The organism is Methylocystis sp. WRRC1 (assembly GCF_020733155.1).
Lineage (GTDB): Bacteria > Pseudomonadota > Alphaproteobacteria > Rhizobiales > Beijerinckiaceae > Methylocystis.
Genome location: NZ_JAJFZJ010000001.1, coordinates 3858676 through 3883180, shown reverse-complemented (window position 1 = coordinate 3883180; position 24505 = coordinate 3858676). Strand labels below are relative to the sequence as shown.

Sequence of the window (24505 nt, the reverse complement as noted above, 5' to 3'; positions counted from 1 at the left end):
AGACGCCGTTAAACGCCGACGCCATGATGAATGCTTGCCAGGCTCGCGGCGGCGCCGATAAACTTCTCAAAAGGAGGCAAACGTCGATGAAGCAAATTCCACAAAAAGGCGCGGTGCTGGCCATTGCTGCGGTTTCGCTTGCGTTGTCGGGCGCAGTTGCGCCGGTCAAGGCGACGCCCGGCAAAGTTCATTGCCTCGGCGCCAACAGTTGCAAGGGCAAGACCGACTGCCATACGCCGAAGAACGCCTGCAAGGGCATGAACGCGTGCAAGGGTCAAGGCTGGGTATTCACGGAATCGGAAAAGGCCTGCGAGGACGCCGGCGGCAAGGTCCTCGACTGATCGTCCGGCGCCTTCACATGATCGAGGCCAACGTCCGTGAGGGCGCTGGCCTTTTTCGCAATCGGGAAACTCAAAGCCCGCCAGCGCATCGAGCCCGCCGCCCCGCGTCAACGCGGAACGAAGGCGATCACGCGCGTCGGCGCGCCCGAGCCTTGCGCGATCTTCATGGGAGCCGCGACAATGACGGCGCCCGTCGCCGGAAGCTGATCGAGATTGGTCAAATTCTCCAATCCCGCGACATTGGCGGCGCCGACGATCCGATGCACCAGAAACTCGCGTGACGGTCCGTTGTCCACGCTGGCCGTGTCCACGCCGATGACGCGGACGCGCCTTTCGTTTACGAGAAAAGTCGCGGCCTCGGGTCCGAAGGACGGAAAATGAAGGTTGGACGCGTCGCCCGGCGTGTCGTCGCCCATATAGGCTTTCCGATCCGGCCAGCGCGAACTCCAGCCCGTGCGAAGCAGGAAAATCGCTTGGTCGGGAATACGACCATGGGCCTTCTCCCAGTCGGCGATGTCGGCCGGCGTGAGCGTATAGTCGGAATTGTTTGCGGCCTTCCCGGAAACGTCGATCACGACGGCTGGCCCGACGAGGCGCTCGACCGGAATATCCGAATTCGTCCATCGCCCCTCGGCAAAATGCATCGGCGCGTCGAGATGCGTGCCGCCATGCTCGGGCGAGCAGAAAGTGTTCGAGTAATAGAAGAACCCGCCTTTCGTCAGCCCCTTGTGCTGCTGCTTCAGTTCGAAGCCCGATTTCTCCGTCGGCCAGTAGATCGTGTCCGCATCATAGGCGTGACTGAGATCCACGATTTTCGTGGCGGCGAGGTCGATCGTCTGAGCTTGAGCTGAACAAATGAATCCGGGTGAAAGGGTTCCCAGAGCAATCGCCCCTGCAAACAGGATTCGCGACATTCCACCATCTCCATTGAAACGAAAATCCGCGCATCAACCGCCGGCGCCGGCAATCGGGTCCGGCTCCCGGAAAGAGCTTCCCTGAACTTTGCCGACGTTGCAACGAACGGGGGCGCTTGATGACCATCTTTCTGAAACCCGACGATTCAGGTTTGATTCATGTAAACTCGGACAACTCTTGATTCACGATCTTGTTTAAGCCGCAATTCAGACGCGGTCGCTAAATTCCTCTCCATCGACAAGCGAGAAAAATAACCAAGAAACTCAGGGATCAAGATGATGCTTCGCGCCGAAACCAAAACCGCCGACCGCGCCGCTTCAATCATGCCGGCCTACACGAACACGGTCCTGCTGCTAGAGCGCCTGCATCGCCGCCTGCTGGAAGTGATCAAGGACGCGCTGGATCGCGCCAAGGTCGAGGACGTCAATGCAGTTCAGGCCCTGATGCTCTACAACATCGGCGACCAGGAGCTGACCGCCTCCGAACTGCGCGCGCGCAATTATTACACGGGCTCCAACTCGTCCTATAATGTCAAGAAGCTCGTCGAAGGCGGCTTCATGCGTTACTCCAAGTCCCGCATCGACCGCCGCTGCGTGCGCCTGAGCCTCGGCGAGCGCGGCAAGGAAATCCATGCGCTCGTCGCGCAGGCCTATCAGAAGCACGCGCAGACGATCGAGCAGCTGGGCGGCATTGAGGCTGACGATTTCTCGGCCCTCAATCGCTCGATGTCGCGCCTCGATCGCTTCTGGGAAGACCAGATCCAGTATCGGCTTTGAATGACTGCAGCGCAGCTTTATCGCTCACGCGGCCGCCGATCGATCCGGCGGCCGCTGGCGTTTCAGGCGTATGCCGAAGGCGCTCACGCCTTTGGCGCAAAGATCGCCGCCACGAAAATCACTGCGCTGCGGCGACCGCCGAACTGATGATTCCGTCGACCTTCCAGTCGAAGCCGAAGCGAAAGACGTTCGTTCCGAAGGTTCCGGTCGAAAAGCTGCCCGCGAGCGGTGGCATAGGCAGCGGCGCCACACCATAAGCCGGCCCCGAAACGCCGCTGAAACTCACGTAGAGATATTCGGCCCTCATCGAGAGATTTTTCGTCAGCGCATACATTGCGCCGCCGCCGAGCGCCCAGCCCGCCTTGTTCTGCGACGCCGAGCCGCCGAACACGCCGCCGGAAATCTGGGAGCCGTGCGCGTTCACTTCGCCATAGGCGACGCCGCCGGTCACGTAGCTGAGCGCGTTACCGGAAGCGTAGCCGGCGCGAAGCCGCGTTGTTCCGAACCAGGATACGTCGTTTGGCGTGTTCGTGTAGACGAAGCCCAGCGGTCCGCCGATCGTCGCCGCCTGATGCTGCGCCTTCACGTCGCTCCACTGGGCGTCGGTCTCGACGCCGACGACGATGCTTTTCGTCAACTGGTAATTATATCCGCCCTGCGCGCCGCCGACGTAACCAGCCGTCCGGTTGGACGTCGTCGTCGTCTCCGCGAGTCCCGGCGCGCCCGGCTGGACGAAGGTGGTCGAGCCCGTCACGACGCCGCCGCCGTAGCCGCCGTTGATGCCGACATAGAAGCCGGTCCAGTCATAGGACGGCTCGGAAAAGATCGTTGCAAGCAGACTGCCGTCGGTGAGATTCGAGAAATCGCCGACCCCGCCGAACTTGTAGTTCAGGCCGCTCCTGACGATGTGTACGTCCACGGAGTTAGTTCGGAACGATCCCGCCATCGGCGTCACGGGCGGCGCCCCGACGCCGGTCGCGCCGCCGCCGACGCCCGGGAGGTAGAGATAGATATACTCAGCCTTGGCGGAAAGATTGCTGTTCAGCGCAAACTCGATGCCGCCGCCCATCGCCCAGCCGACACGGGTGTTGGTCCGGGAGCCCGTCGTCGCCAGTCCCGACCCCAGGAACTGCACCCCGCTCGACTGCACTTGCCCATAGGCCACGCCGCCGGTCACGTAAGGCAGCAGGCGCCCGACTGAATAGCCCGCGCGGGCGCGCGTCGAGCCGAACCAGTCGATCCCGCTGTGTATGTCGGCGTTGGTGATGAGGGCCGGATTCGTCGCGAAGGTCGTCGCCTGATGCGACGACCTCATGTCGCTCCATTGGAAATCGCTTTCGAAGCCCAGCACGAAATGATTGGCGAAAGAATAGGTGTAGCCGAACTGACCGCCGGCAATGAAGCCGCTCGCCCGATTCGTCGTCGTGGTCGCGGTGCTGAGACCGGGTACAGCCGAAACAAAACCGACGTCCGAGTCCAGCACGCCGCCGCCGAAGCCTCGGTTAAAGCCGATGTAGAAGCTCGTCCACAACGGCCGCGGCGGCGCGGCGGGCGGCGCATCCTCCTCGGAGGGCGCTTCCGCTGCGAATGCCGGGAAGGACAGAGCCGTAAAAACAACAATCGGGGCAAGCTTGCGCAACCGTACGCTCCTCGATGGACCACCCTGCTAATCTAGCAGGCGATACAGTAGCCCAACATTGATTTCTTGAGAAATTTTCCCACCGTGGCTTTAGGATCACACCCCCGGATTCTTCGGCGTTTTCCCGCTTAAATCATCGGAAAGCGGCGAAATGAGCGGTTGTCGCACATCCGCTCGGTCAGATAATTGCGGGCGCGACCAAAAAGCCAACCCGGATAACGCCATGGCCACAGTTTCATTGCTCACCGATGAACAGCTTTCACCGGAGGCGCGCGCGGTTTTCGACGACATCCGCGCCACCCGCAACAGCGAGTTCGTAAACAATTTCTGGCGCGCGCTCGCGCATGATCCGGCGACGCTCAGGCGGACATGGGAGAGCATAAAGGCCGTGATGGGCCCCGGGGCCCTCGACCCCAAGACGAAGGAGATGCTCTATATCGCCGTATCCGTCGCCCAGGGATGCCCCTATTGCATCCACTCTCACACCGCGAGCGCGCGCGCCAAAGGCATGACGGATGCGGAATACCATGAACTGCTGGCCGTCATCGGCATGGCCGCTGAAACCAATCGCCTCGTGACGGCGCTGGGCGTGCCGATCGACGAAGCGTATGAGGTTCGCTGACCGTGCGGCGAGGCGCGCGATGATAAAATACGGCCTATTTTCATCGCGACGCAAATTACAATATCCAGATCGAAACGGCGGGCCGGCGCGGGTTTAGCGCGCCGTCGAAATGATTAGCGCCTTAGTTGACAAAGGCGATGACGGCGATCGTTGAAGGACAGGGATTTCCTTTTTCAGGGCGCCCGACTTGGAAGGATGGCAAAATAACTATAAAAGCAACTCAGGCAAACATTCGCATTGTTTGCAAACATAGTGAAATTACAGGAATAATCGAATGATCGAATTCACGCCGGATACGAAGAACGCGGTCTTCCTCGGCGAAGGCGTTCAAATCACCGGAGAGATTCACGCAACCGGCGTCGTCATGATTCAAGGCGAACTGAACGGCGAAGTGAATTGCGGTCTGCTGATCGTCGGCGAGTCCGGCGTCATCGATGGCGTGATTTCTGCGACGGACGCCGAAATATCCGGCAGCATTCGCAGCGATGTGACCATCAAGCAGTTGCTGAGCGTGCGCTCGACCGGCCGCGTCGAAGGAAACTGGAATTACGGCGAAATCGAAATTGAAAAGGGCGGCGTGCTGAAAGGAGTCGCCGAATCGACCGCGTTTCGCAGCGAGCGCGCCATCCCCCCGTCGGAAGGACCGCTGAAACTTACGCGCTCCAGAAAGTAGAGGCCGATGAACGGAGCGCACGCACTCCTCGACCGCGTGTCGCCGGGATCGATTCCCCGGCGCCTGAAGCAGATTGGTTGACTTTGACAGCCGCGGGCGACATTGACCGCTGGCAATCTCTCAGTCAGGCAATCGCGATGCGCTCCAAAATCTTCATCGACGGCGACGCCGGCACGACCGGTCTGGAAATCCGCGAGCGACTTGCGGGCCGCGCCGACATCGAACTCGTGGCGATCCCGGCCGAAAAGCGCAAGGACGCCGCCGCCAAGCGTGACATTCTCGGCGCCGTCGACATCGCGATCCTTTGCCTCCCCGACGACGCCGCGAAGGAAACCGTCGCGCTCTGCGATGCTCTGGGAGAGAAGGCCCCGCGTCTTCTCGACGCCTCGACCGCGCATCGGGTCGCGCCGGGATGGGTCTATGGCTTTCCTGAACTCTGCGCCGGTCAGTCTGACGCCATTTCTTCAGCCCCGCGCGTCGCCAATGTCGGCTGCTACGCGACCGGCTCCATCGCCCTGCTGCGCCCGCTGATCGACGCTGGCCTGATCCAGCCAGACCAGACGCTCACCATCAACGCCGTCTCCGGCTATTCGGGCGGCGGGCGGCAGATGATCGAAGCCTATGAGAAGGGCGAGGCCCCAGCCTTCGAGCTCTACGCGCTCGGGCTCGAGCACAAGCATATTCCGGAGATCATGGCCTATTCCAGGCTGACGGCCCGTCCCCTTTTTGCGCCGTCAGTGGGCAACTTCCGGCAAGGGATGCTCGTGTCGATCCCGCTCGCGCTCGACGCCTTGCCGGGCACGCCCAGGGCCGCCGACTTCGAAGCGGCTTACGCCCGTCATTACGAGGGAGCGCCGCATGTTCGCGTCGTGAAGGCGCCGGCGAACGGACGGCTGGACGCACTGGCGCTCAACGGCACGGACGACATGGAGCTTTTCGTCTTCGCCAATGAGACGCGCCGTCACGCCATCCTCGTCGCGCGGCTCGATAACCTTGGCAAGGGCGCGTCCGGCGCCGCCGTTCAGAATCTGGACCTGATGATCGGCGCCGGGAAATAGGCGGCGGCTTTTGCCGCCCTACTCCGCATAGGCCGTAACGCCCGCCGGAAGCTTCGCCGCCACATCCTCGTAGCGGCTGGTGCGCTTGCCCATCATCGACTCGAAAGCCTCATGGACCTCGCTCACCGAACGGTCCTTCAGCTTGCCGCCCTGCTGTTCATAGAAGATCGGCTTGTTGGCGCGCGCCGGCTTGGGCAGCAGCGCCGCCGCGGAGGTGTTGGGCGCTTCCTCCACCGTTTTCATGAACCGCTCGGCGTCCTCCGGACCGAGGAAGTGAATGAGATAGGTCTCGCCGGCGGTCAGCGCACGGCCGATTTTTTCGGCGATCTTGGCGCTGTCTTTTTTCAGCATTTCCGCCGCAAGCGCGGCTGACAGAAACGGATCGTTGCGAAGATTGAGAATCTGCGCGCGCTTCTGCGGAGCGACGCTTACGGCCTTGTCCTGCGCGGCGATGGCCTTCGCGTCTTCTTCGTGACCATAGCGGCCGCCGAAATTCTTCAACGCCTGTAGCCAGGTCTTCTCGACGAACTGGAAAAGTCCGCTGGCGGAGGAAGTCTTGGCCTTGGCCGTCGAAGAGAAGCTCGACTCCTTGTCGGCGATGGCCATCAGCAGCGCCGGGTCCATCTCCGTCTTGTTCGCCGCCTGCACGACGCGCTCGACAATGGATTGATGCACCTTCACCGGACCGAAGCGCAGCACGCCCTGAGCGTCGGCGACATCCTGATCCTTGCCGAGGCGATGCGACCAGGTGAGGGCCGCCTGTTCGAGCGAGAAATCGGAATCGAGCGCGGTGTCGTCTACGTTGGCCGCGAGCGTCATGAAGGGCGCGATGGCGGCCCGCGCGCGGGTCAGCCGGGACAATCTGTCGGGCCGCGCCGTGTCTTCGCGCTGGACGGAAAGAGAGAGTGCGGCGATCGCCGAAAGTAGCGCTCCGACACACAGGGCGCGCACAAGGATCGGGAAGGAACGGTCTGTGCGGATCGCCGACCAGCCCTCCCTGATACGCATCGAGAGACTACGGGACGAACGCGTCCCACCCGCTGCAGATGATCCGGCCGCTCGTGTCGATAGCGTCAAATCCGTCATGCGATGCCAAAACTCCCTGTCTCCGCAAAGGCGGCATAAACAGGAGGTTAAACGCAGGGGACGGCGAAAGAGCGGCGCGATGTGTCACGCCGCGGCCACATTCCCGCGCGCCGCCATTCGAGGCGAACGCCCGGAAAACGGGCAGAAGGGCTGGCTTGACTGCGCCGCCCTGCAAGGACCGCCTTATTTGCGCCACGAAACCCGATTGGCGGCGCAACGCGATCGAATCCAATCCCTTAGAGGGAAATCTTCGACAGCAGGCCCTGCAACAGATGATATTCCGGACCGGCGACCGGCGTCGTGCGCGACAGGAAATCGATCGGCTTGCCGTCCTCCATGCCATAATCGGCGACGCGTGTGACTTTCTTGTTCTTGTCGAAATAGACCGCGAGAACATGCTGGTCGGTGATCTTCTGCGGCATGAAGGCGAGCGACCGCTCGATGCGCTGGCTGACGTAATACCACGCTTCGCCGCCGACCGTTGAGGTCGTCGAGGGAGTGCCGAGCGCCGTGAGCACTTGCGGCGCCGTCATGCCGGGCTTCACCTGCATGACCTTGCGCTGGTCGATCACTGCGCCACGGTTGATGACGCCCTCGTAGCCGAGGCAACCGGACAACGCCAGCGCGACGCCGCAAGCGGCCGCGAGCCGCACAACCGCCCGGCCGGACGCGCCTTGGGAAAAATTGCGCAACGCCAGCGCCGTCATGTAATTCTCCGCCAAACCTCGCCGCGCCCGCGACAGCGCCGCGGCGATCATGCAATCCATGAGCAGTGCGTAACCTTCGATCGACGCGAAAGCAAGCCGCTCGTCTCTTCTTGCGAGGGGACGCTGGCGTCTGTGCGCCCGCGCACATATCTTCCCGCTAACGAAGCAAGCGGGGCGCATGGGGAAAGACATTATTATGAGACACGAGTCCCACGACAGTCATGCGGCGCTCTCGCGCCCGTTGTCTCTGGCCGAGGTCCCCCCGGAGGGCCTCGACATCCAGCTCGTCGCGACGGAAGCAGAACGCGCGGCGCTCGCCGAACTCAACGGCCTGCCCGCCATCCTCTCACTGGAAGCGACCTTGCGTGCAAAGCGCTGGCGCGGCGACGGCCTCGACATCGAGGGCGAAGTCCGCGCCCGCATCCGCCAGACCTGCGTGGTCACGCTCGATGAGTTCGAGTCGGACGTCGCCGAGCCGTTGCACCTGCGCTTCGCGCCGCCGCAGGACGCCCCGCGCGGCCGGCCCCACCACGACGCTTCCGGCGAGGAGCACGCTCATGACGCGCTGGGCGAAGACCCGCCAGATCCGCTGATCGGCGGCGCGGCGGACCTCGGGGCGGTCGTTTCCGAATTCCTGACGCTGGCGCTGGACCCCTACCCGCGCAAACCCGGCGTCGAATTCGTCGAGCCCGCCCCTTCGACGCCGGACGAGAACGTCTCCCCCTTCGCCAAGTTGCGGGCGGCTGTCGGGAACAAGACGCCAGCCGACGGAAACTGAACCAGTTCAGCCTCTGATTCGCGCGAGATTAGGCACTTGCGCGGCCGCCCGCCAAATGGCAAGTCACGCGCGGTTGAACGCGGAGCCTGTGTTGGAAGCGTCGGCGAGCCGGAATCGATCGTCGCGGAGAGCTGCGCTCGCCCGCGGAGAATCAGTGGCCGAAGACGGCGCGACAGAATGTGGCGCGGCTTCGCAATCAGTCGGGAGATGACCGGTCACATGCCGCAGAATGTTCGGATCGCGCTCGACGCGATGGGCGGAGATTTCGGCCCGTCAGTGACGATCGCGGGCGCCGCGATCGCGCTCGAAAGACGCCCCGACAGCCGATTCCTGCTCATCGGCGACGAAACGGCGATCCGCGCCGAGCTGTCCAATCACCCTCGCCTCGCCGAACGCTCCGAGGTGCACCATTCCGCGGTTGCGATCCGCATGGACGACAAGCCGAGCCAGGCCCTGCGCTACGGCCGCCGCGTCTCCTCGATGTGGATGGCCATCGAGGCGGTCAAGAAAGGCGAGGCGGACGTAGCGGTTTCAGCCGGAAACACCGGCGCGCTGATGGCGATGTCGAAAATCTGCCTGCGCACCATGGCGCGCATCGACCGGCCGGCGCTCGCGTGCCTGTGGCCGACCCTGCGCGGCCAGTCCGTCGTGCTCGACGTCGGCGCCTCCATGGGCGCCAACGCCAGCCATCTCGTCGATCTGGCGATCATGGGTTCGGCGATGGCGCGCATCATTCTCGGACGGGCGCGCCCGACTGTGGGCCTGCTCAATGTCGGCACCGAGGAGATCAAGGGCGTCGAGGAGGTCAAGGCCGCCGCCGCTATTCTGCGCGAATCCAATTTGCCCGGTCTCGAATACGCCGGCTTCGTCGAAGGCGACGGCATCGGCATGGGCGCGGTCGACGTCGTGGTGACGGAAGGCTTCACCGGGAACATCACTCTGAAGACCGCCGAAGGCACGGCGAAACAGATCGCCGCCTATCTGCGCCAGGCGATGGGCGGGTCGCTGCTCGCAAAGCTCGGCTATCTTCTGGCGCGTGGCGCTTTTCAGGAGCTGAAGTCCCGGATGGACACGCGCTCCATCAACGGCGGCGTGTTCCTCGGCCTCGAGGGCGTCGTCATCAAGAGCCATGGCGGAACCGACTCCGTCGGCTTCGCCCGCGCTGTCGAGATCGGTTACGAAATGGCGCGCAGCGACCTCTTGAACCAGATCCGCGACACCGTCGCGCTGGCGCACCAGTTCGAGGGCGAACGCGCCGCCAATACTTCAAACCCGCCTCAGGAAGCCGCCCAGTGACGACAGTAAACTCCCAATTCCGCTCTGTCGTCCTCGGCGTGGGCTCCTATCTCCCCGAAAAGACTCTCACCAATGACGAGCTCGCGAAGCTCGTCGACACCAGCGACGAGTGGATCGTCCAGCGGACCGGCATCAAGGAGCGCCATATCGCCGCGAAGGGCGAAACGACCTCCATGCTCGGCGAAAAGGCCGCGCGCGCGGCGCTCGCCAACGCCGGCCTCCAGGCCGACGACATCGATCTGATCATCGTCGGCACCTCGACGCCGGACTGGACCTTCCCCTCGACCGCAACGCAAATTCAGGCTGCGCTCGGCATTACACATGGGGTGGCCTTCGACCTGCAGGCTGTGTGTTCCGGTTTCGTCTTCGCCGTCGCGACGGCGGACAAGTTCCTGCGCTCCGGCTCTCACAAGCGCGCCCTCGTCATCGGCGCGGAGACGTTTTCACGCATCATCGACTGGGAAGACCGCACGACCTGCGTGCTTTTCGGCGACGGCGCGGGCGCGATGGTGCTCGAGGCGCGGGCGTCGACGGGGAGCCTTGACGAACGCGGCGTGCTGACGACGCATCTGCGCTCGGACGGACGTCATCGCGCCAAACTCCATGTCGACGGCGGGCCTTCCGCCACCCAGACCGTCGGTCACCTGCGCATGGAGGGCAAGGAAGTCTTCAAATTCGCGGTGGGCAAGGTGACCGACGTCGTCGCGGACGCCTTCGCGGCGACCGGAATCACCCCAGAGCAGCTCGACTGGTTCGTGCCGCATCAGGCGAATCGCAGGATCATCGACATGTCGGCGCAAAAGCTGGGAATTGCGCCGGAAAAAGTGATCGCGACCGTGCATTTACACGGTAACACGTCGGCTGCAAGCGTGCCGCTCGCCCTCTCCGTGGCGGCGGCGGATGGCCGCATCAAGCAGGGCGACCTCGTAATGCTCGAAGCTGTCGGCGGCGGCTTTACATGGGGATCTGCTTTGATCCGGTGGTAAGTGGGTGAAAGAAAACGCAATTTTATTTGTAAACAAATATAGCGGATACATTTTGGCAAGCAGACATACAACCTCCGCTTGATTTCCGATTACATTTCTGGAAAAATTTGACAATCCGCGAGTTCAAGCTTTGCCTTGAGCATTCGCGGCGGAGAAATTACACGCGGCGTAAGCCTTCTATCCATAGCTTTCGCCGTTTTCGGCCAGACGAACGGTCAACAGATCAATAGACTTCTTCGGAAGCTTTTTTCAGTCCAAAAGAATATGCAAGGTAAAAGATGCGCCAGGGGGAACAGGAAGCGAAGCCGAATGGCTCGAAAATTGAAGGAACCGGCAGTCCGGCCAAAACCGTTACACGGGCGGATCTTGCCGACGCAATCCACAAGAGGCTGGGATTGCCTCGCGCCGACTCCGCCAATTATGTAGAAATGGTCCTCGAGGAAATATTCGACAGAATTGTTTCGCGCGAGGACGTGAAGCTTTCTTCTTTCGGCGCCTTTCTTGTGCGCTCGAAAAAGGAGCGGCTCGGGCGCAACCCCAAGACTGGCGCCGGCGCGAAGATAACCGCGCGGCTGGTCGTGACATTCAAGCCGTCCAACATTCTGCGCTCGAGGATCAACGGCGGGCGGAGCGTCGGCAACGGCCACGACGAAGAAGAAGAGTAGGTGAAGCGTATGAGCGCGACGGAAACGTGCTGACGCCAGCTGAACGACAGTCGGGAAGCGCTTGACAAAACAGCGCGCGACATGCGCCAACCGCCCATGGCCAAATCGCGCTCAGTCTTCATCTGCCAGAATTGCGGCGCCGTCGCCTCGCGCTGGCAGGGCCGCTGCGAGTCATGCGGCGAGTGGAACACCATCGTCGAGGAAAGCGACGGCGGACCGACCGCCGTACGTGTAACGCGTGGACGCGCCTTCGAACTCGAGGGCCTCGCCGGCGACGATCGCCCCGCCGCGCGCATCGTCACCGGAGTGGATGAATTCGACCGGGTTACCGGCGGCGGTTTCGTTCCCGGATCCGTGTTGCTGCTCGGCGGCGAGCCGGGCATCGGCAAGTCCACGCTGCTGATCCAGGCCTGTGCGGCGCTGGCGCGGCGCGGCGCGCGCGTCATCTACATCTCCGGAGAAGAGGCCGTGGCCCAGGTTCGTCTGCGCGCGTCGCGGCTCAACCTCGCCGATGCGCCGGTCGAACTGGCCTCGGCGACCCAGGTCGAGGACATTCTCGCCACCTGCGCGACCGGCAAGCGCGCGACGCTCATCGTCATCGATTCAATCCAGACCATGCACACCGAGCTGGCTCCCTCGGCGCCCGGAACGGTGACTCAAGTCCGCGCGAGCGCGCAGGCGCTGCTGCGCCACGCCAAGACCAGCGGCTCGACCATCATTCTCGTCGGCCATGTCACCAAGGACGGCCAGGTGGCCGGTCCGCGCGTCGTCGAGCACATGGTCGACGCCGTTCTCTCCTTCGAGGGCGACGCCGCGCATCACTTCCGCATGCTGCGGGCGTCGAAGAACAGGTTCGGCGCCACCGGCGAGATCGGCGTCTTCGAGATGACCGGCCTCGGCCTCGCGGAGGTCGCCAACCCTTCCGCCCTCTTCCTCGCCGGCCGCGACGCCTCCGCGCCGGGGGCGGCCGTCTTCGCCGGCATGGAGGGGCAACGGCCGATGCTCGTCGAGATCCAGGCGCTGGTCGCGCCGACCTCGCTTGGCACGCCGCGCCGCGCTGTGGTTGGCTTCGACCAGAATCGCTTGTCGATGATCCTCGCGGTGCTGGAGGCGCATGGCGGCCTGAAACTCGGCATGCACGATGTCTATCTCAATGTCGCGGGCGGATTGCGCGCCGACGAACCGGCCGCCGACCTCGCCGCCGCCGCCGCGCTGGTCTCGTCGCTGACCGGCGCCGTGCTGCCGCCGGATCAGGCTTTCTTCGGCGAGATCGGCCTCTCCGGCGCCATCCGTCCGGTGATTCACGCCGGCATGCGGCTGCGGGAAGCGGCCAAACTCGGTTTTCATCAGGCCGTGCTCCCGCAGGCGCAGCAGATCAACGACGACGACCGTCGGGCGGGATTGTCGCTGCGACCCTGCGCCGACGTGGGTCAGCTCGTGGCGACGATCGCGCAAAGCGCGCCCCGCGCGCGCGCCCGAGCATGAGCGTCGGCGGGGCGGCGCCCAAAAAATTGCGCTTTCCCGTTTCCGAACAGCGCGAAGTTGCGCTAGAAGCGGAGCATCGCGACAATCGTGGCGTTGAAGCCGCCCGGTTTCAGGCCCTGCAAATCCGGCCCATGGCGGGATCATTCCCGCAATACGTGACTTGCGGAAGTTGACAGGGCTTTCGTAGAGGATCATGCGATTGGCGCCGGCGTCGCCGCCGAGCGCGCAGCGCTTGGAGCTTCTTGGGCGTGCCCGGGCAATCGTGGTTTTCCTGGGCGTCAGGGCGGAGAGAAGAGGACAGCGATGCCGTCATATCTTGATCTGGCAGTGATTATCATCGTTCTGGTGTCTGGCATGCTGGCCCTGCTGCGCGGCTTCACCCGCGAGGTTCTGGCGATCCTTTCCTGGGTCGTCGCGGCGGCGGCGGCCTATTATTTGCACCCGATGGCGATGCCTTACATCAAACCCTATATTTCCAAGGACGAAATAGCGCTGGCTGCGGCGGTGGCCTCGGTGTTCTTCGTCGCGCTGATTCTGGTGTCGATCGTGACCGTCAAGCTGTCGGACCTGATCCTGGACTCGAAGATCGGCGCGTTGGACCGAACCCTCGGCTTCGTCTTCGGCGCGGCGCGCGGCGTGCTGCTCGCAATCGTCGCCTTCGCCTTCTACGGCTGGCTGGTTCCCGAGGCCAATCAGCCGGAATGGGTGCGCAACGCGCGCGCCAAGCCGATCCTGCAGGCGGGTGGCGACAAGCTGCGCGAAATGCTGCCGGACGACGTCGACAGCATCGTCGCCAAGATAAAGGCGAAGAAGGGCTCGTCCACGACGATAGAGGCGCCGCCCGCGGAGGGGGAGCCGGAGAAGTCGCCCGAAGCCGCGCCCGGCGAAGAGAAGAAGACCGAGCCATAAGCGACGGCCCGGCAAGAGAGTAATGCAGGCGGCCCCGGCGACCGTCGGGCTGCAGGATCGAGCGTTTGGTTATGTCGCGCGGAGCGCGGTTCGACAGGGCGATGCGTTGGGAAAAGGAGACGGCGAGATGACGGAGTCACCGGCGGAACACGAACGCTCCCTTCCCAGCGAGATCGAGACGACGGACGATCTCGACGGCGATCGCCTTCGTGAATATTGCGGCGTCTTCGGCGTATTCGATTTCCCCGACGCCGCCGCGATCACCGCGCTTGGCCTGCATGCGCTACAGCATCGCGGTCAGGAGGCGGCGGGCATCGTCACTTTCGACAACGGCAGATTCCACGGCGAACGCCGTCTCGGACTCGTCGGCGACCACTTCTCGAAAGAGAGCACGATCAAGCGCCTGCCCGGCGTCGCGGCGATCGGGCACGTCCGCTACGCGACAACGGGCGAGACAATGCTGCGAAACGTGCAGCCGCTATTCGCCGAATTGAACACGGGCGGATTCGCCGTCGCCCACAACGGCAATCTCACCAACGCCCAGACGCTGCGGCGCGAACTGATTCAGGAAGGGGCGATCTTCCAGTCGACCTCCGACACGGAAGTGATCCTCCATCTCGTTGCGCGCAGCCGCAAGACTCAGCTTGTTGACCGCTTCATCGAGGCGCTGCGCTCCATCGAGGGCGCCTATTCACTGGTGGCGCTCACCAACAAGAAGCTCATCGGCGCACGCGATCCGCTCGGCATCCGCCCGCTGGTCATCGGCGAACTCGACGGCAAATATATCCTCGCCTCCGAGACCTGCGCGCTCGACATCATCGGCGCGCGCTTCGTCCGCGACGTGAAGAACGGCGAGATCGTCGTCATCTCCGAGAACGGCCTCGAGAGTCTCGAGCCCTTCCCGCCGCAGCCGATGCGGCCCTGCATCTTCGAATATATCTACTTCGCCCGCCCCGATTCCGTCGTGCACGGCCGGCCGGTCTATGAGGTGCGCAAGGCGATGGGCCGCGAGCTTGCGCGCGAGCGGCGCATCTTCGCCGACGTCGTCGTGCCCGTGCCGGACTCCGGCGTGCCGGCGGCGCTGGGCTATTCGCAGCAATCGGGCATTCCGTTCGAGCTCGGCATCATTCGAAACCATTATGTCGGCCGCACCTTCATCCAGCCGACGCAGTCGGTGCGCGAGGTCGGCGTGCGCATGAAGCACAGCGCCAACCGCTGCGTGGTGGAGGGCAAGCGCGTCATTCTCATCGACGACTCCATCGTGCGCGGAACGACCTCGGTGAAGATCGTGCAGATGATGCGCGACGCGGGCGCGACCGAGGTGCACTTCCTCATCTCCTCGCCGCCGATCACCAATCCCGACTATTACGGCATCGATACGCCGCAGAAGGAAAAGCTTCTCGCCGCGACGCATTCGATCGAGGAAATGCGTGAATACATCGGCTGCGACTCGCTCTCGTTCCTGTCGGTCGACGGAATCTACCGCGCCATGGGCGAAGAGCGGCGTGATCCCATCCGTCCGCAATTTACCGACCATTGTTTCACGGGCGACTATCCGACGGCGCTGACCGACCTCGCCGGCGAGAACCGCGCGCAACTGTCGCTGCTGGCCGAGGCGAGTTGAGCGGAGGCTCGCAGCCATCCGCGTGGTATGAGAAGCCATGACCGCGACCGCCGCCAAAGGTATGAGCGCCGCCGAATTTCTTGCCTGGGCGGAAACCCGGGAGAGAGGGCGCTATGAGCTGTTTCGCGGCGAAATCTTCGCGATGGCGCCGGAGCGCGCGGCTCATGTGACGGCCAAGGCCAAAATCTGGCGCGCCCTGTCGGGAGCCATCGCCAAGGCCGACTTGCCCAGCGAGGCGTTCGTCGACGGCCTCGGCGTGGCGATCGACGACCAGACCGTCTACGAACCCGACGCGCTGGTGAACTGCGGCGAGGCGGTCGCGCCAGACTCGCTTCTTGCCCCGTCGCCATCCGTCATTGTGGAAGTGATCTCCCCCTCGTCACGCAATATCGACACGAACGCTAAACTTGGCGACTATTTCCGTGTCGCGAGCGTAATCCACTATCTCGTTGTCGATCTCGGACGCCGCCTCGTCCTTCACTATCAGCGGCAGGGCGAGCAGATCGTCGTCGCCTTCGTGAAGGACGGCGCGATCATGCTCGATCCGCCCGGCCTCGCAATCGAGACGGCCGAAATTTTCTCATAACGGACAGCAGCTTGACCCCCTCCCCCCGTATCGCCCTCGTCACCGGCGCCTCGCGCGGCGTTGGCCGCGCCCTTGTGCTCGAACTCGCCGGCGCCGGCGCTCATGTCGTCGCGCTCGCCCGCACGCAGGGCGCGCTGGAAGACCTCGACGATGAGATTCGCGCGCTTGGCGGCGAGGCGACGCTCGTTCCCTGCGACCTCGCCGATTTCGACGCGCTGGACCGTCTCGGACGGGCGCTGTTCGAACGCTGGGGCAAGCTCGACGTCTTTGTCGGCAATGCGGGCGTGCTCGGGCCGCTGTCGCCGCTCGCCCATGTCGATGTAAAGGACTGGACGCGCGTCATGGCGGTCAACGTCACCGCCAACTGGCGCCTGATCCGCTCGCTCGACCTGCTGTTGCGCGCCTCGGGCAATGGCCGCGTCGCCTTCATCACATCGGCCGCGGCGCATCGCGCTGAGATGAAGCCTTTTTGGGGTCCCTATGCGATCTCGAAGGCGGCGCTGGAGGCGATGGCCCGCACCTACGCCGTCGAGGCGGCGGGCGACGGCGTCACCGTCATGCTCGCCAATCCCGGTCCGCTGCGCACGCGCATGCGCGCCCAGGCGATGCCGGGCGAAGACCCCATGACGCTGAAAACGCCCGAGGAATTCGCAAGAAAATGCCTCGCGCTGCTGACGCCGGAATGGCGCGAGAGCGCGAGGCTGTATGATTTTCCCACCGACCGGCTGCTCGATTTTCAAGCGCCGTCGTGAGAACGCGCGGGCCGAAACCCGCGCCCGCCATCATCAATGATGATGGTGATGATGGTGATGATGATGATGGTGGTGACGGTGCGGCGCGGGCGGGGGCGGCGGCGGCACATAGGTGAGCGTCAGGCTCTCGACGCCCGCCGTCCAGCCGAGGCCGGCGCCGGCCTGCACGTTGAAGGGCTGCAGCGAGAAGGTGTTGTCGGAGCCGCCGACGAGCATTGCTCCGCCGCCGCCGACGCCAACCTTGGCGGAAACGCCCGGGCCAACATAATTGCCGGCCAGCGCTCCGGGGCCGATATGACCGGTCGCCGCGACAACGCCCCAGGCCAGTTCGCCCTGACCATTGATCGTGATGTTGGGGCCGACCTTGGTCAGCGTGCCGGTGTAATGCGCCGGTTCGGCGCCTTCGGCGTCGTCACGGTAGATACAATCCATCTGCTGATTTTCGATCAGTACGCTGAGGCCGCTGCCGAGAAGACGGCAGGTCAGCGAGCCGATGCGGTCCCCGGCGAAGGCGGCGCCCGGCGCGAGCAGCGCCAGAATGCAGGCGCCGCCGAGGGCCTGGGCCAAAGTGAAGCGTTTCGACATATATCTCTCCTCCTCTTACAACTCACCGGGGCGTTCTCGCCCCGAAATCGCGGTCGCGGTCTGTCGGACTGCTACGCTCGGGCGCAATATAGAACAACCGGCGAAAACGCTACAGCGTCTAAGAACAAGGCGGCCCAATGCGTTGTGCGACGCCGCACAGCTTGCGCTTGATTCTGCCTCGGGCGCATCATGCATGCTCAATAAGCCCTTGCAAACGGCCTCTTGGCGAACGAATTCTGAGGTTAACCCTGACGCGCGAAGGCGGCGATGTGTCGCAAGGACGCGGCGATGGAGGCATTTGTCATGGCGACCCAACTGCCCGTCCTTTTCGAACCCGGACTTTCCGGTTCGGATCACGAGGCGCTGCGCGCCGCGGTGGCGGCCCTGGAGCGGCAGAGTTTTGTCGCGCGCCTCGCGGGCCTTGCAGGCGGGAAGATGGGCGTCGTCGGCCTCGCGCTGTCTCCAAAGCTGCAGGAAGCAGCCGCCCTTGCGGCGCAAAAGGCCCTGACCGCCGCCCTGAGCGTGGCCCTGACAAGCCTGGAGGACGCGCGGCCGGGCAATTCTACCCGCTTCCACCTCCGGCTCGCGGCCCTGACCGGGGGCGTCGGCGGCGCCGTCGGGCTCGCCGCCCTGCCGATCGAACTGCCCCTCTCCACGACCATCATGCTTCGCTCCATCGCCGACATCGCCCGCCATGAGGGCGAAAATCTGCGTGAGCCGGCGACCGCCCTCGCCTGCCTCGAGGTCTTTGCGCTCGGCGCCCATGCGGCGGAGGGAAATCTTCTCGAGGGCGGCTATCTCGCCGTCCGATCGATTCTAGCGAAATCCGTCAGCGACGCCGCGCGTTTTGTCACCGTGCGCGGCGTGGCGCAGGAAAGCGCGCCGGCGATGGTTCGGCTGGTCGCCCAGATCGCCGGCCGCTTCGGCGTGGTGGTTTCGCAGAAGGCGGCCGCGCAGGCCGCGCCATTGATCGGGGCCTTGAGCGGCGCGGCGATCAATGTCGCCTTCACCGATCATTTCCAGACCCTCGCGCGGGGCCATTTCACGATGCGGCGGCTGGAGCGCGTTTACAACCCGGTCATGGTGCGCGCCGAATATGCGCGGATCGCGCGCGAGGAAGGCTATTGGGAAGATCCCTCCCAGGCGGCGTGATCTACTGTGAGCGGCGCACGGCCGCGCGCAAATCGCCAACCTGTTTCATCGTGGCGATGTTGGATTCATTCTCCTCCAGCACGATCAGATCGGCGCCGCGGAGGTTTTCATCGAGCGCGTCGGGGTCCGCCGACTGGCGCTCACCGTTGGCGGGATCGCCCGGCGCGCGGCGAAAATGGCCGAGCTCCACGCCATTCTCCTCGGTGCGCATGTAAAACCAGTAGTCGATTTGCGGCGGGCACGGCGACTGGGTCGCGGCGGCGAGAATTTCATGCACGAAACTGCCGCCCATCGCCAGCAGGCGCGGCGCGCGGGGGCAGTTCCCCGACGCGCCGGCGCGCGCGACGATTGTCGTGGGATAGGACACGTCCGGCCAGAGCAGGTTCATCAATTCGATGAGATCGCGATCCGTGCCGACCGCTTCGGGCGCGATCGCCCATTCGAACTCGAAATCGCCGATTGAGGATGGCGCGAGGCGCGTCATCTCCCGCAAGGCGAGCGCGGCGCCGAGACTGTTCCAATGCGTGCCGCCGCGCGGAAACAGCGGGACGGAATATTCGGCGCGCTTCTGCGCGATCAGACCGGCGCCGTCGACGAAATGCACGCCTCTTTCATCGAGCGCAGCGCGATAGGGCGCGAGCTTGTCGGGCATGGCGGCCGCGCGCGACGCACATGGCGCGCTGCGCGGCAGGTCCTCCGGGTAACGGGCCGCCTTCGACGGCGAGATCAGATAGACGAATCTCTTGCCGGCGGCTTCCGCCGCGTCCTGAATTTCGCGGATCGTCGTCGCCCATTGCGTGACGCGCGCGAGGTCCGGCGCGCCGCCCCGCGCGCAGAATTCGTCGATGTAGAACTGCTCGTAAAGTTGCCCGTTGCGTCCCACCACCACGCCCGGCGCCCCGGAACTTCCAAACAGCGTGTAGACGAGCTGATTTTTCGCACGCACTGAAATCGGAAAAACCGGCAAAGCCCGGCCGAGATTCGCCGAGACGGCCTTCTGCGTCTCCCCTGCAAGAAAGGCGTCGAGCGTCCAGGGCGCCGGCTTTGGCTTCGCAACGCCAAAGAGCGGATGCGCGCTGCGGATGCGCAGCTTGGGCCAGTCGCGCTCGACGGCGAAATTCCAGATGTTCGCGAGAAACAGAAAGGCGATGAAGCCTGCGCAGGCGAAGATGGGAAGGCGGGAGAGGAACAGGCGCGTCATCGCTCAGAACCGGAAATAGATGAACGGCTTGAAGGGATCGGCAAGCCCTTTCGCCAAGGCCGCGACGAAGAGGAGCGCGAGCGCGCTGTTGGACGCAAACGCGAAACGCCGCGCGGCGCCCGCCCAGTCGAAACCTTCAAAACTGAGCGCGATGCGCTGCGCCACGCAAACGCCCGTAGCGATCACCGCCATCACGACATATTCGGGGGGAATTGCGACGACGGACGGCGTCCATGGCCGCGACATCAGCGACAGGAAGGCGTCCGCCTGTTCGAGCGAAGTGGCCCGAAACAGCGTCCATCCCACCATGACGACAAGCATGGTGATGATATTGGAGAGCCAGTCGGGCAAACCCCGGAGGCGCTCGACGAGAAACAGGCGGTCGAGCACGAGAAAGACGCCATTGTACGCGCCCCAAAGGACATAGGTCCATGCGGCGCCGTGCCAGACGCCGGAGGCAAGGAAACAGACCCACAGATTCAAATAGGTGCGCGCCTCTCCCTGCCGGTTTCCGCCAAGCGGAAAATAGAGATATTCGCGTATCCAGCTCGTCAGCGACATATGCCAGCGCCGCCAGAAATCCGTGATGCTGGTGGCGATGTAGGGCATGTTGAAGTTTTCGAGCAGACGAAAACCGAACATGCGCGCAAGGCCGATCGCCATGTCGGAGTAGCCGGAGAAATCGAAATAGATTTGCAGGGTGAAGAATATCACGCCCGCCCATGCGTCCACGAAACCGAGCGTCGCCGCGTCGCGCGCGAAGATGAGATCGGCGCCGCTCGCCATTGTGTCGGCGATCAGCAGCTTCTTCACCACGCCGAGCATGAAACGCGAGAAGCCGGTGACGAAATCGTCGACATCCGCATGCGGACACTCCTCGAGTTGCCGCGCGATGTCGTGATATTTGATGATCGGCCCTGCCAGAAGCTTCGGAAAGAAGAACACATAAAGCGCGTAAAGCAGCGGCCCGCGCGCCGGCGCCGTGACGCCGCGATAGACATCTACGAGATAGGTAATTTTTTCGAAGACGATGAAGCTGACGCCGATCGGCAATGCGATCTGCGGGATATTGACGCCCGGCATCGTCAGGGCGCGCAGCAGCGCATCGAGATTGAGCGCGAGAAAGCCCGTATATTTGTAATAGACGAGGATCGCCAGATTCGAGACGACGCCGAGCGCGAGCCAGCGCCGCCGCGCCTCACCGTCGGCCGCGTCGCCCCTGCCCTCGAGATAGCGTGAAAGTCCGATCCGGCGCGCGACGAAGAGATCGAGCGCGATCGACGCGAAGACGACGAAGATGAAGGTCGGCTCGCTCCAGCCATAGAAGACCACGCTCGCGAGAAGCAGGATAAGCGCGCGCCTGCCGCGCTCGGCGTCGAAGAAAAGGTAGAGGAGATAGACCGCCGGCGCGAAGAGAAACAGGAACAGCGGCTCGTAAAAAAGCATTCCTCCGACCCTGTTCGTGTCGCAACTGCGCGCGGCCGCTTCTAACAAAAGCGCCGAACGCCGGCAAGAAACCAGGCCGAATGGCGCCCCGCCGCGCTATGCGCCGTCAGGTCTGCGATAGCCGCTGCGCGTCAGCAGGCCCTGCGCCGCCCATGGGAAGACGTAGTGCAGCGCGTAAATCACCTTCAGTAGGAATGGGGCGACGATCAGGCCTTTGTCGGCCCGCACGCCAGCGACGATCGCCGCGCCAGCGTCTTCGGGCGTCAGGAGCGGAATGAGCTTCGAGATCCCCGGCAGCCGCTCCCGGCTGCCCGGATTATGCGCCCAATAGGGCGAATCGATCGCTCCGCCTTCAAACAGACTTACCGTGATTCCGCTTCCATGAAGATCCGCGCGCAGGGCTTCGGTGAGACCGCGCATCGCCCAGCGCGCCGCGGTGTATGCGGTGGCCCCGGGCCACACGATTCGCGAAGCCGCGGAGCTGACATTGACGATATGGCCGCTCCCGCGCTGGCGCATGGCCGGCAGGAAAGCGCGAGTCACCCAGGCGGCCGCAAGATAGGGAACAGTTATCGCGGATTGAATTTCCTGCGGCGTGGACTCGTCGAGAAACTTCCATTGGCCGGCGCCGGCGTTGTTCACGAGAATATCCGGCGCGCCGATCTCTTCCAGAATACGGCGCGCGACCTCGGTTGTCCGATCGGGATCGGAGAGATCGACGGCGTAGACGTCGGCGCGGCCGCCATCGGCTGCAATGATGTCCGCAACCTTCCGCAAGGCCGCCTCGTTGCGCGCGACGAGGACGATCTGTCCCGCCCCGGCGGCAGCCATCGCCCGCGCCACCGCAGCGCCGACGCCGCTCGAAGCGCCCGTGACCAGAACGATCTTGCCCCGAATGTCCATCGCAAGGATCTCCTGCCAAATCAAAGGCTACAGCGGCTCTTTTCGGGACGCAAACGACACGCCGCGACCACGGGCCTTCACGCGCCTTGCCTCTGCGGCCCTTCCGCCGTAACACCGGCGCCATGGCCGACGATTTCTCCCCCAGATCAGACTTCCTCCGCGTTCTCATGGAGCGCGGTTTCGTGCATCAATGCTCGGACTTCGCAGGGCTCGACGAGAAGGCGCTCGCCGGGGGGCTTCCGGCCTATATCGGCTTCGACTGCACCGCCCCGTCGCTGCATGTCGGCTCTCTCCTGCCCATCATGATGCTCGCCTGGCTGCAGCGCACGGGCGGCAAGCCGCTGCCGCTGATGGGCGGCGGCACCACCCGCGTCGGCGACCCTTCGGGCAAGGACGAGAGCCGGAAGCTTCTGACGATCGAGCAGATCGACGCCAACAAGGCCTCGATCCGGCGCGTCTTCGAGCGCTTCCTGACATTCGGCGACGGCGCGACCGACGCGCTGATGCTCGACAACGCAGACTGGCTCGCGGGGCTGAACTACATCGAATTCCTGCGCGACGTGGGCCGGCATTTTTCGGTCAACCGCATGCTGACAATGGATTCGGTGAAGCTGCGGCTCGAGCGCGAGCATGAGCTGTCCTTCATCGAGTTCAACTATATGTGCCTGCAGGCCTATGACTTCGTAGAGATCAATCGCCGCCATGGCGCGCTGCTTCAGATGGGCGGCTCCGACCAGTGGGGCAATATCGTCACCGGCCTCGATCTCGGCCGCCGCATGGGAACGCCGCAGCTTTACGCCCTCACCTCGCCGCTTCTGACGACGTCCTCGGGCGCCAAGATGGGCAAGACGGCGGCGGGCGCGGTCTGGCTCAACGCCGACATGCTGTCGCCCTATGATTACTGGCAATACTGGCGCAATACGGAAGACGCCGACGTCGCTCGCTTCCTCAAGCTCTTCACCTTCCTGCCCATGGAGGAGGTCGCACGGCTCGTGGCGCTCGAGGGCGCCGAGATCAACGAGGCGAAGAAGACTCTCGCCACAGAGGCGACCGCGTTGATCCACGGCCGCGAGGCCGCGGAACAGGCGGCCGAAACCGCGCGCGCGACATTCGAGGAAGGCGCGCTTGCGCTGTCATTGCCGAAGGTCTGCGTTTCCGCCGAGGAAATCGCCGCCGGACTGGGGGTGCTGTCGGCCTTCGTGAAAGCCGGTCTCGTCGCCTCGACCGGCGAAGCGCGTCGCCAGATCAAGGGCGGCGGGTTGCGCGTCAACGATGTAGTCGTGACCGACGAGCGCGGGACGCTCAATGAAAAGGACTTCGAGACGGACGGCGTCGCCAAGCTGTCGCTTGGCAAGAAAAAGCATGTTCTTCTTGAAAAAGACGGATGATTTGAGAGGACTCCGAGACGTTTTGTGTCCGAGCACTAGAATTGGAGTGTTGTTTCGAGAATTGAATACACGCCGCTTCCTGCAAACTCGCGGGCGTACCCTACGGTGTAATTGAGATGGATATTCCCTATATGTAGCCCGCTCAGATGAGCGCCAAACATTGGCTGTCTTACGCCATCTGTCATGCTAAGGGCTACGTGAGGGCCAATGTAAGCATTCTCGGCCAGAGATCGTGGAAGAAGGTTCCGAAACGGAACAAGCACTCCAGCCCTCGCCTCGAAGTAACCCCAATTATAAGCCGGCGTATATATAGCCCACCCTGAAATCATCGTCTGATCTGTTGGATAAAACTCTCCTTCAAGACTCCCGAGGATACCCAGACGGCTTACATTAAATGTCGCCGCGTCAACCGAGTGCCTTATCGTCGACGCTATCAAATTGGAGGAATTCGCCCAATCTTTGACAACAGCCATACCGACAAATCCACTGAGCTTTCCCCTGTCGTGTTGATAGGTATAGCCAAACTGAAAGCCGCCAAAAGCGTTCATCCCGTAAAGTTTACCGACGGTTCCCATCAACGGCAGGATATCATTTTGCTCATATCCCGAGGCGGACAAGATTTCCGCTTCGCTTCCGGGAATATCAATTGCGTAACCGCCGACGGCTCCCATTACACGGGAACGAAAACCGGACTCATCGAGAGAGGAATTCAGCGAAGCCGTCACTGTCAACCATTCGTACCAAGCCCGACGTGACGATCCGTAAAGCCAATTATAAATCTCGAGACGTGGCTTTGATTTCGGAGCTTCTGTCCGGCCATTAACCGGTCCCTGAAAAATATCGCTCGGAGACTGCGAAAACGCTGGCGGAATAGAAGTCAAAAGACCGATTGCCGGAAGAAATCTTGCAAGCATTCGGCTATGCGACGACAT

At 63.4% G+C, this 24505-nt stretch carries 26 protein-coding genes; 17 read left to right on the top strand and 9 right to left on the bottom strand.

What is annotated here, in order from left to right; genetic code table 11:
- Positions 1–86 precede the first annotated feature (86 nt).
- Positions 87–341, top strand: coding sequence for a hypothetical protein (locus tag LG047_RS18945; protein ID WP_036286891.1), 255 nt, complete (start codon positions 87–89; stop codon positions 339–341).
- Positions 342–448: 107 nt separating this feature from the next.
- On the opposite strand, the gene LG047_RS18940 is transcribed toward LG047_RS18945, so the two are convergent.
- Positions 449–1255 carry a cyclase family protein gene (locus tag LG047_RS18940; protein WP_227968272.1) on the bottom strand — a complete coding sequence of 269 codons (807 nt, stop codon included), beginning with the start codon at positions 1253–1255 and terminating at the stop codon, positions 449–451.
- 276 nt (positions 1256–1531) lie between these two features.
- Between LG047_RS18940 and LG047_RS18935 the strand changes: the two genes are divergently transcribed.
- Positions 1532–2032, top strand: coding sequence for a winged helix DNA-binding protein (locus tag LG047_RS18935; RefSeq protein ID WP_036280959.1), 501 nt, complete (start codon positions 1532–1534; stop codon positions 2030–2032).
- Between the two features lie 118 nt (positions 2033–2150).
- On the opposite strand, the gene LG047_RS18930 is transcribed toward LG047_RS18935, so the two are convergent.
- Complete coding sequence (locus LG047_RS18930; RefSeq protein WP_227968270.1) at positions 2151–3671, bottom strand: outer membrane protein; 1521 nt, start codon at positions 3669–3671, stop codon at positions 2151–2153.
- A gap of 223 nt (positions 3672–3894) precedes the next feature.
- On the opposite strand from LG047_RS18930, the gene LG047_RS18925 reads away from it, so the two are divergent.
- From LG047_RS18925 to argC, 3 genes are all read left to right on the top strand, one after another.
- The gene (locus LG047_RS18925) at positions 3895–4293 is read left to right on the top strand and encodes a carboxymuconolactone decarboxylase family protein (protein ID WP_227968269.1); all 399 of its coding nucleotides are present in this window, start codon (positions 3895–3897) and stop codon (positions 4291–4293) included.
- Between the two features lie 274 nt (positions 4294–4567).
- Positions 4568–4966 (top strand): polymer-forming cytoskeletal protein, encoded by a 399-nt coding sequence (locus LG047_RS18920; RefSeq protein ID WP_227968268.1) that lies wholly within the window; start codon positions 4568–4570, stop codon positions 4964–4966.
- A gap of 137 nt (positions 4967–5103) precedes the next feature.
- Entirely contained in the window at positions 5104–6024 is a 921-nt protein-coding gene (gene argC, locus LG047_RS18915; RefSeq protein WP_227968267.1) for an N-acetyl-gamma-glutamyl-phosphate reductase, read from the top strand.
- 18 nt (positions 6025–6042) lie between these two features.
- Here the strand turns inward: argC and LG047_RS18910 are convergent, their stop codons facing one another.
- Together LG047_RS18910 and LG047_RS18905 are read right to left on the bottom strand one after the other, a co-directional pair.
- Complete coding sequence (locus LG047_RS18910) at positions 6043–7032, bottom strand: transglycosylase SLT domain-containing protein (protein WP_227968264.1); 990 nt, start codon at positions 7030–7032, stop codon at positions 6043–6045.
- Positions 7033–7346: 314 nt separating this feature from the next.
- Positions 7347–7877 (bottom strand): outer membrane protein assembly factor BamE, encoded by a 531-nt coding sequence (locus tag LG047_RS18905; protein ID WP_227968263.1) that lies wholly within the window; start codon positions 7875–7877, stop codon positions 7347–7349.
- A 136-nt stretch (positions 7878–8013) separates the two neighbouring features.
- Between LG047_RS18905 and LG047_RS18900 the strand changes: the two genes are divergently transcribed.
- From LG047_RS18900 to LG047_RS18860, 10 genes are all read left to right on the top strand, one after another.
- Entirely contained in the window at positions 8014–8595 is a 582-nt protein-coding gene (locus LG047_RS18900; protein ID WP_227968262.1) for a DUF177 domain-containing protein, read from the top strand.
- Between the two features lie 219 nt (positions 8596–8814).
- Entirely contained in the window at positions 8815–9891 is a 1077-nt protein-coding gene (gene plsX / locus LG047_RS18895; protein ID WP_227968261.1) for a phosphate acyltransferase PlsX, read from the top strand.
- Positions 9888–10877 carry a beta-ketoacyl-ACP synthase III gene (locus LG047_RS18890; RefSeq protein ID WP_227968259.1) on the top strand — a complete coding sequence of 330 codons (990 nt, stop codon included), beginning with the start codon at positions 9888–9890 and terminating at the stop codon, positions 10875–10877. Before plsX ends, LG047_RS18890 begins: the two co-directional genes overlap by 4 nt.
- Positions 10878–10915: 38 nt before the next feature.
- Entirely contained in the window at positions 10916–11107 is a 192-nt protein-coding gene (locus LG047_RS19840; protein WP_370635077.1) for a hypothetical protein, read from the top strand.
- A 48-nt stretch (positions 11108–11155) separates the two neighbouring features.
- Positions 11156–11542, top strand: coding sequence for an integration host factor subunit alpha (locus tag LG047_RS18885; protein WP_227968257.1), 387 nt, complete (start codon positions 11156–11158; stop codon positions 11540–11542).
- Between the two features lie 96 nt (positions 11543–11638).
- Positions 11639–13027: a DNA repair protein RadA gene (gene radA / locus LG047_RS18880; protein WP_227968254.1), complete on the top strand. Its 1389-nt coding sequence runs from the start codon at positions 11639–11641 to the stop codon at positions 13025–13027.
- Positions 13028–13330: 303 nt separating this feature from the next.
- A complete protein-coding gene (locus LG047_RS18875) occupies positions 13331–13936 on the top strand; it encodes a CvpA family protein (protein ID WP_036280945.1) in 606 nt (201 codons plus the stop codon).
- A gap of 127 nt (positions 13937–14063) precedes the next feature.
- Positions 14064–15560 carry an amidophosphoribosyltransferase gene (gene purF, locus LG047_RS18870; protein WP_227968251.1) on the top strand — a complete coding sequence of 499 codons (1497 nt, stop codon included), beginning with the start codon at positions 14064–14066 and terminating at the stop codon, positions 15558–15560.
- A 37-nt stretch (positions 15561–15597) separates the two neighbouring features.
- Complete coding sequence (locus tag LG047_RS18865) at positions 15598–16146, top strand: Uma2 family endonuclease (protein ID WP_227968247.1); 549 nt, start codon at positions 15598–15600, stop codon at positions 16144–16146.
- An 11-nt stretch (positions 16147–16157) separates the two neighbouring features.
- Complete coding sequence (locus LG047_RS18860) at positions 16158–16898, top strand: SDR family NAD(P)-dependent oxidoreductase (RefSeq protein WP_227968244.1); 741 nt, start codon at positions 16158–16160, stop codon at positions 16896–16898.
- 33 nt (positions 16899–16931) lie between these two features.
- Here the strand turns inward: LG047_RS18860 and LG047_RS18855 are convergent, their stop codons facing one another.
- Positions 16932–17483, bottom strand: a complete 552-nt coding sequence (locus tag LG047_RS18855; protein WP_227968239.1) for a DUF992 domain-containing protein — start codon at positions 17481–17483, stop codon at positions 16932–16934.
- 303 nt (positions 17484–17786) lie between these two features.
- Between LG047_RS18855 and LG047_RS18850 the strand changes: the two genes are divergently transcribed.
- Positions 17787–18635, top strand: coding sequence for an EcsC family protein (locus tag LG047_RS18850; RefSeq protein WP_227968236.1), 849 nt, complete (start codon positions 17787–17789; stop codon positions 18633–18635).
- A 1-nt stretch (position 18636) separates the two neighbouring features.
- On the opposite strand, the gene LG047_RS18845 is transcribed toward LG047_RS18850, so the two are convergent.
- The 3 genes from LG047_RS18845 to LG047_RS18835 all read right to left on the bottom strand — a co-directional run bounded on the left by LG047_RS18845 (position 18637) and on the right by LG047_RS18835 (position 22185).
- A complete protein-coding gene (locus LG047_RS18845) occupies positions 18637–19836 on the bottom strand; it encodes an alginate O-acetyltransferase (RefSeq protein WP_227968232.1) in 1200 nt (399 codons plus the stop codon).
- Between the two features lie 3 nt (positions 19837–19839).
- Entirely contained in the window at positions 19840–21282 is a 1443-nt protein-coding gene (locus LG047_RS18840; protein ID WP_227968227.1) for an MBOAT family protein, read from the bottom strand.
- 96 nt (positions 21283–21378) lie between these two features.
- Entirely contained in the window at positions 21379–22185 is an 807-nt protein-coding gene (locus LG047_RS18835; protein WP_227968221.1) for an SDR family oxidoreductase, read from the bottom strand.
- 122 nt (positions 22186–22307) lie between these two features.
- Between LG047_RS18835 and tyrS the strand changes: the two genes are divergently transcribed.
- Positions 22308–23573: a tyrosine--tRNA ligase gene (gene tyrS / locus LG047_RS18830; protein WP_227968220.1), complete on the top strand. Its 1266-nt coding sequence runs from the start codon at positions 22308–22310 to the stop codon at positions 23571–23573.
- 35 nt (positions 23574–23608) lie between these two features.
- Here tyrS and bcsS read toward each other — a convergent pair whose 3' ends face one another.
- Positions 23609–24487 carry a cellulose biosynthesis protein BcsS gene (gene bcsS, locus LG047_RS18825; RefSeq protein WP_227968216.1) on the bottom strand — a complete coding sequence of 293 codons (879 nt, stop codon included), beginning with the start codon at positions 24485–24487 and terminating at the stop codon, positions 23609–23611.
- Between the last annotated feature and the right edge of the window lie 18 nt (positions 24488–24505).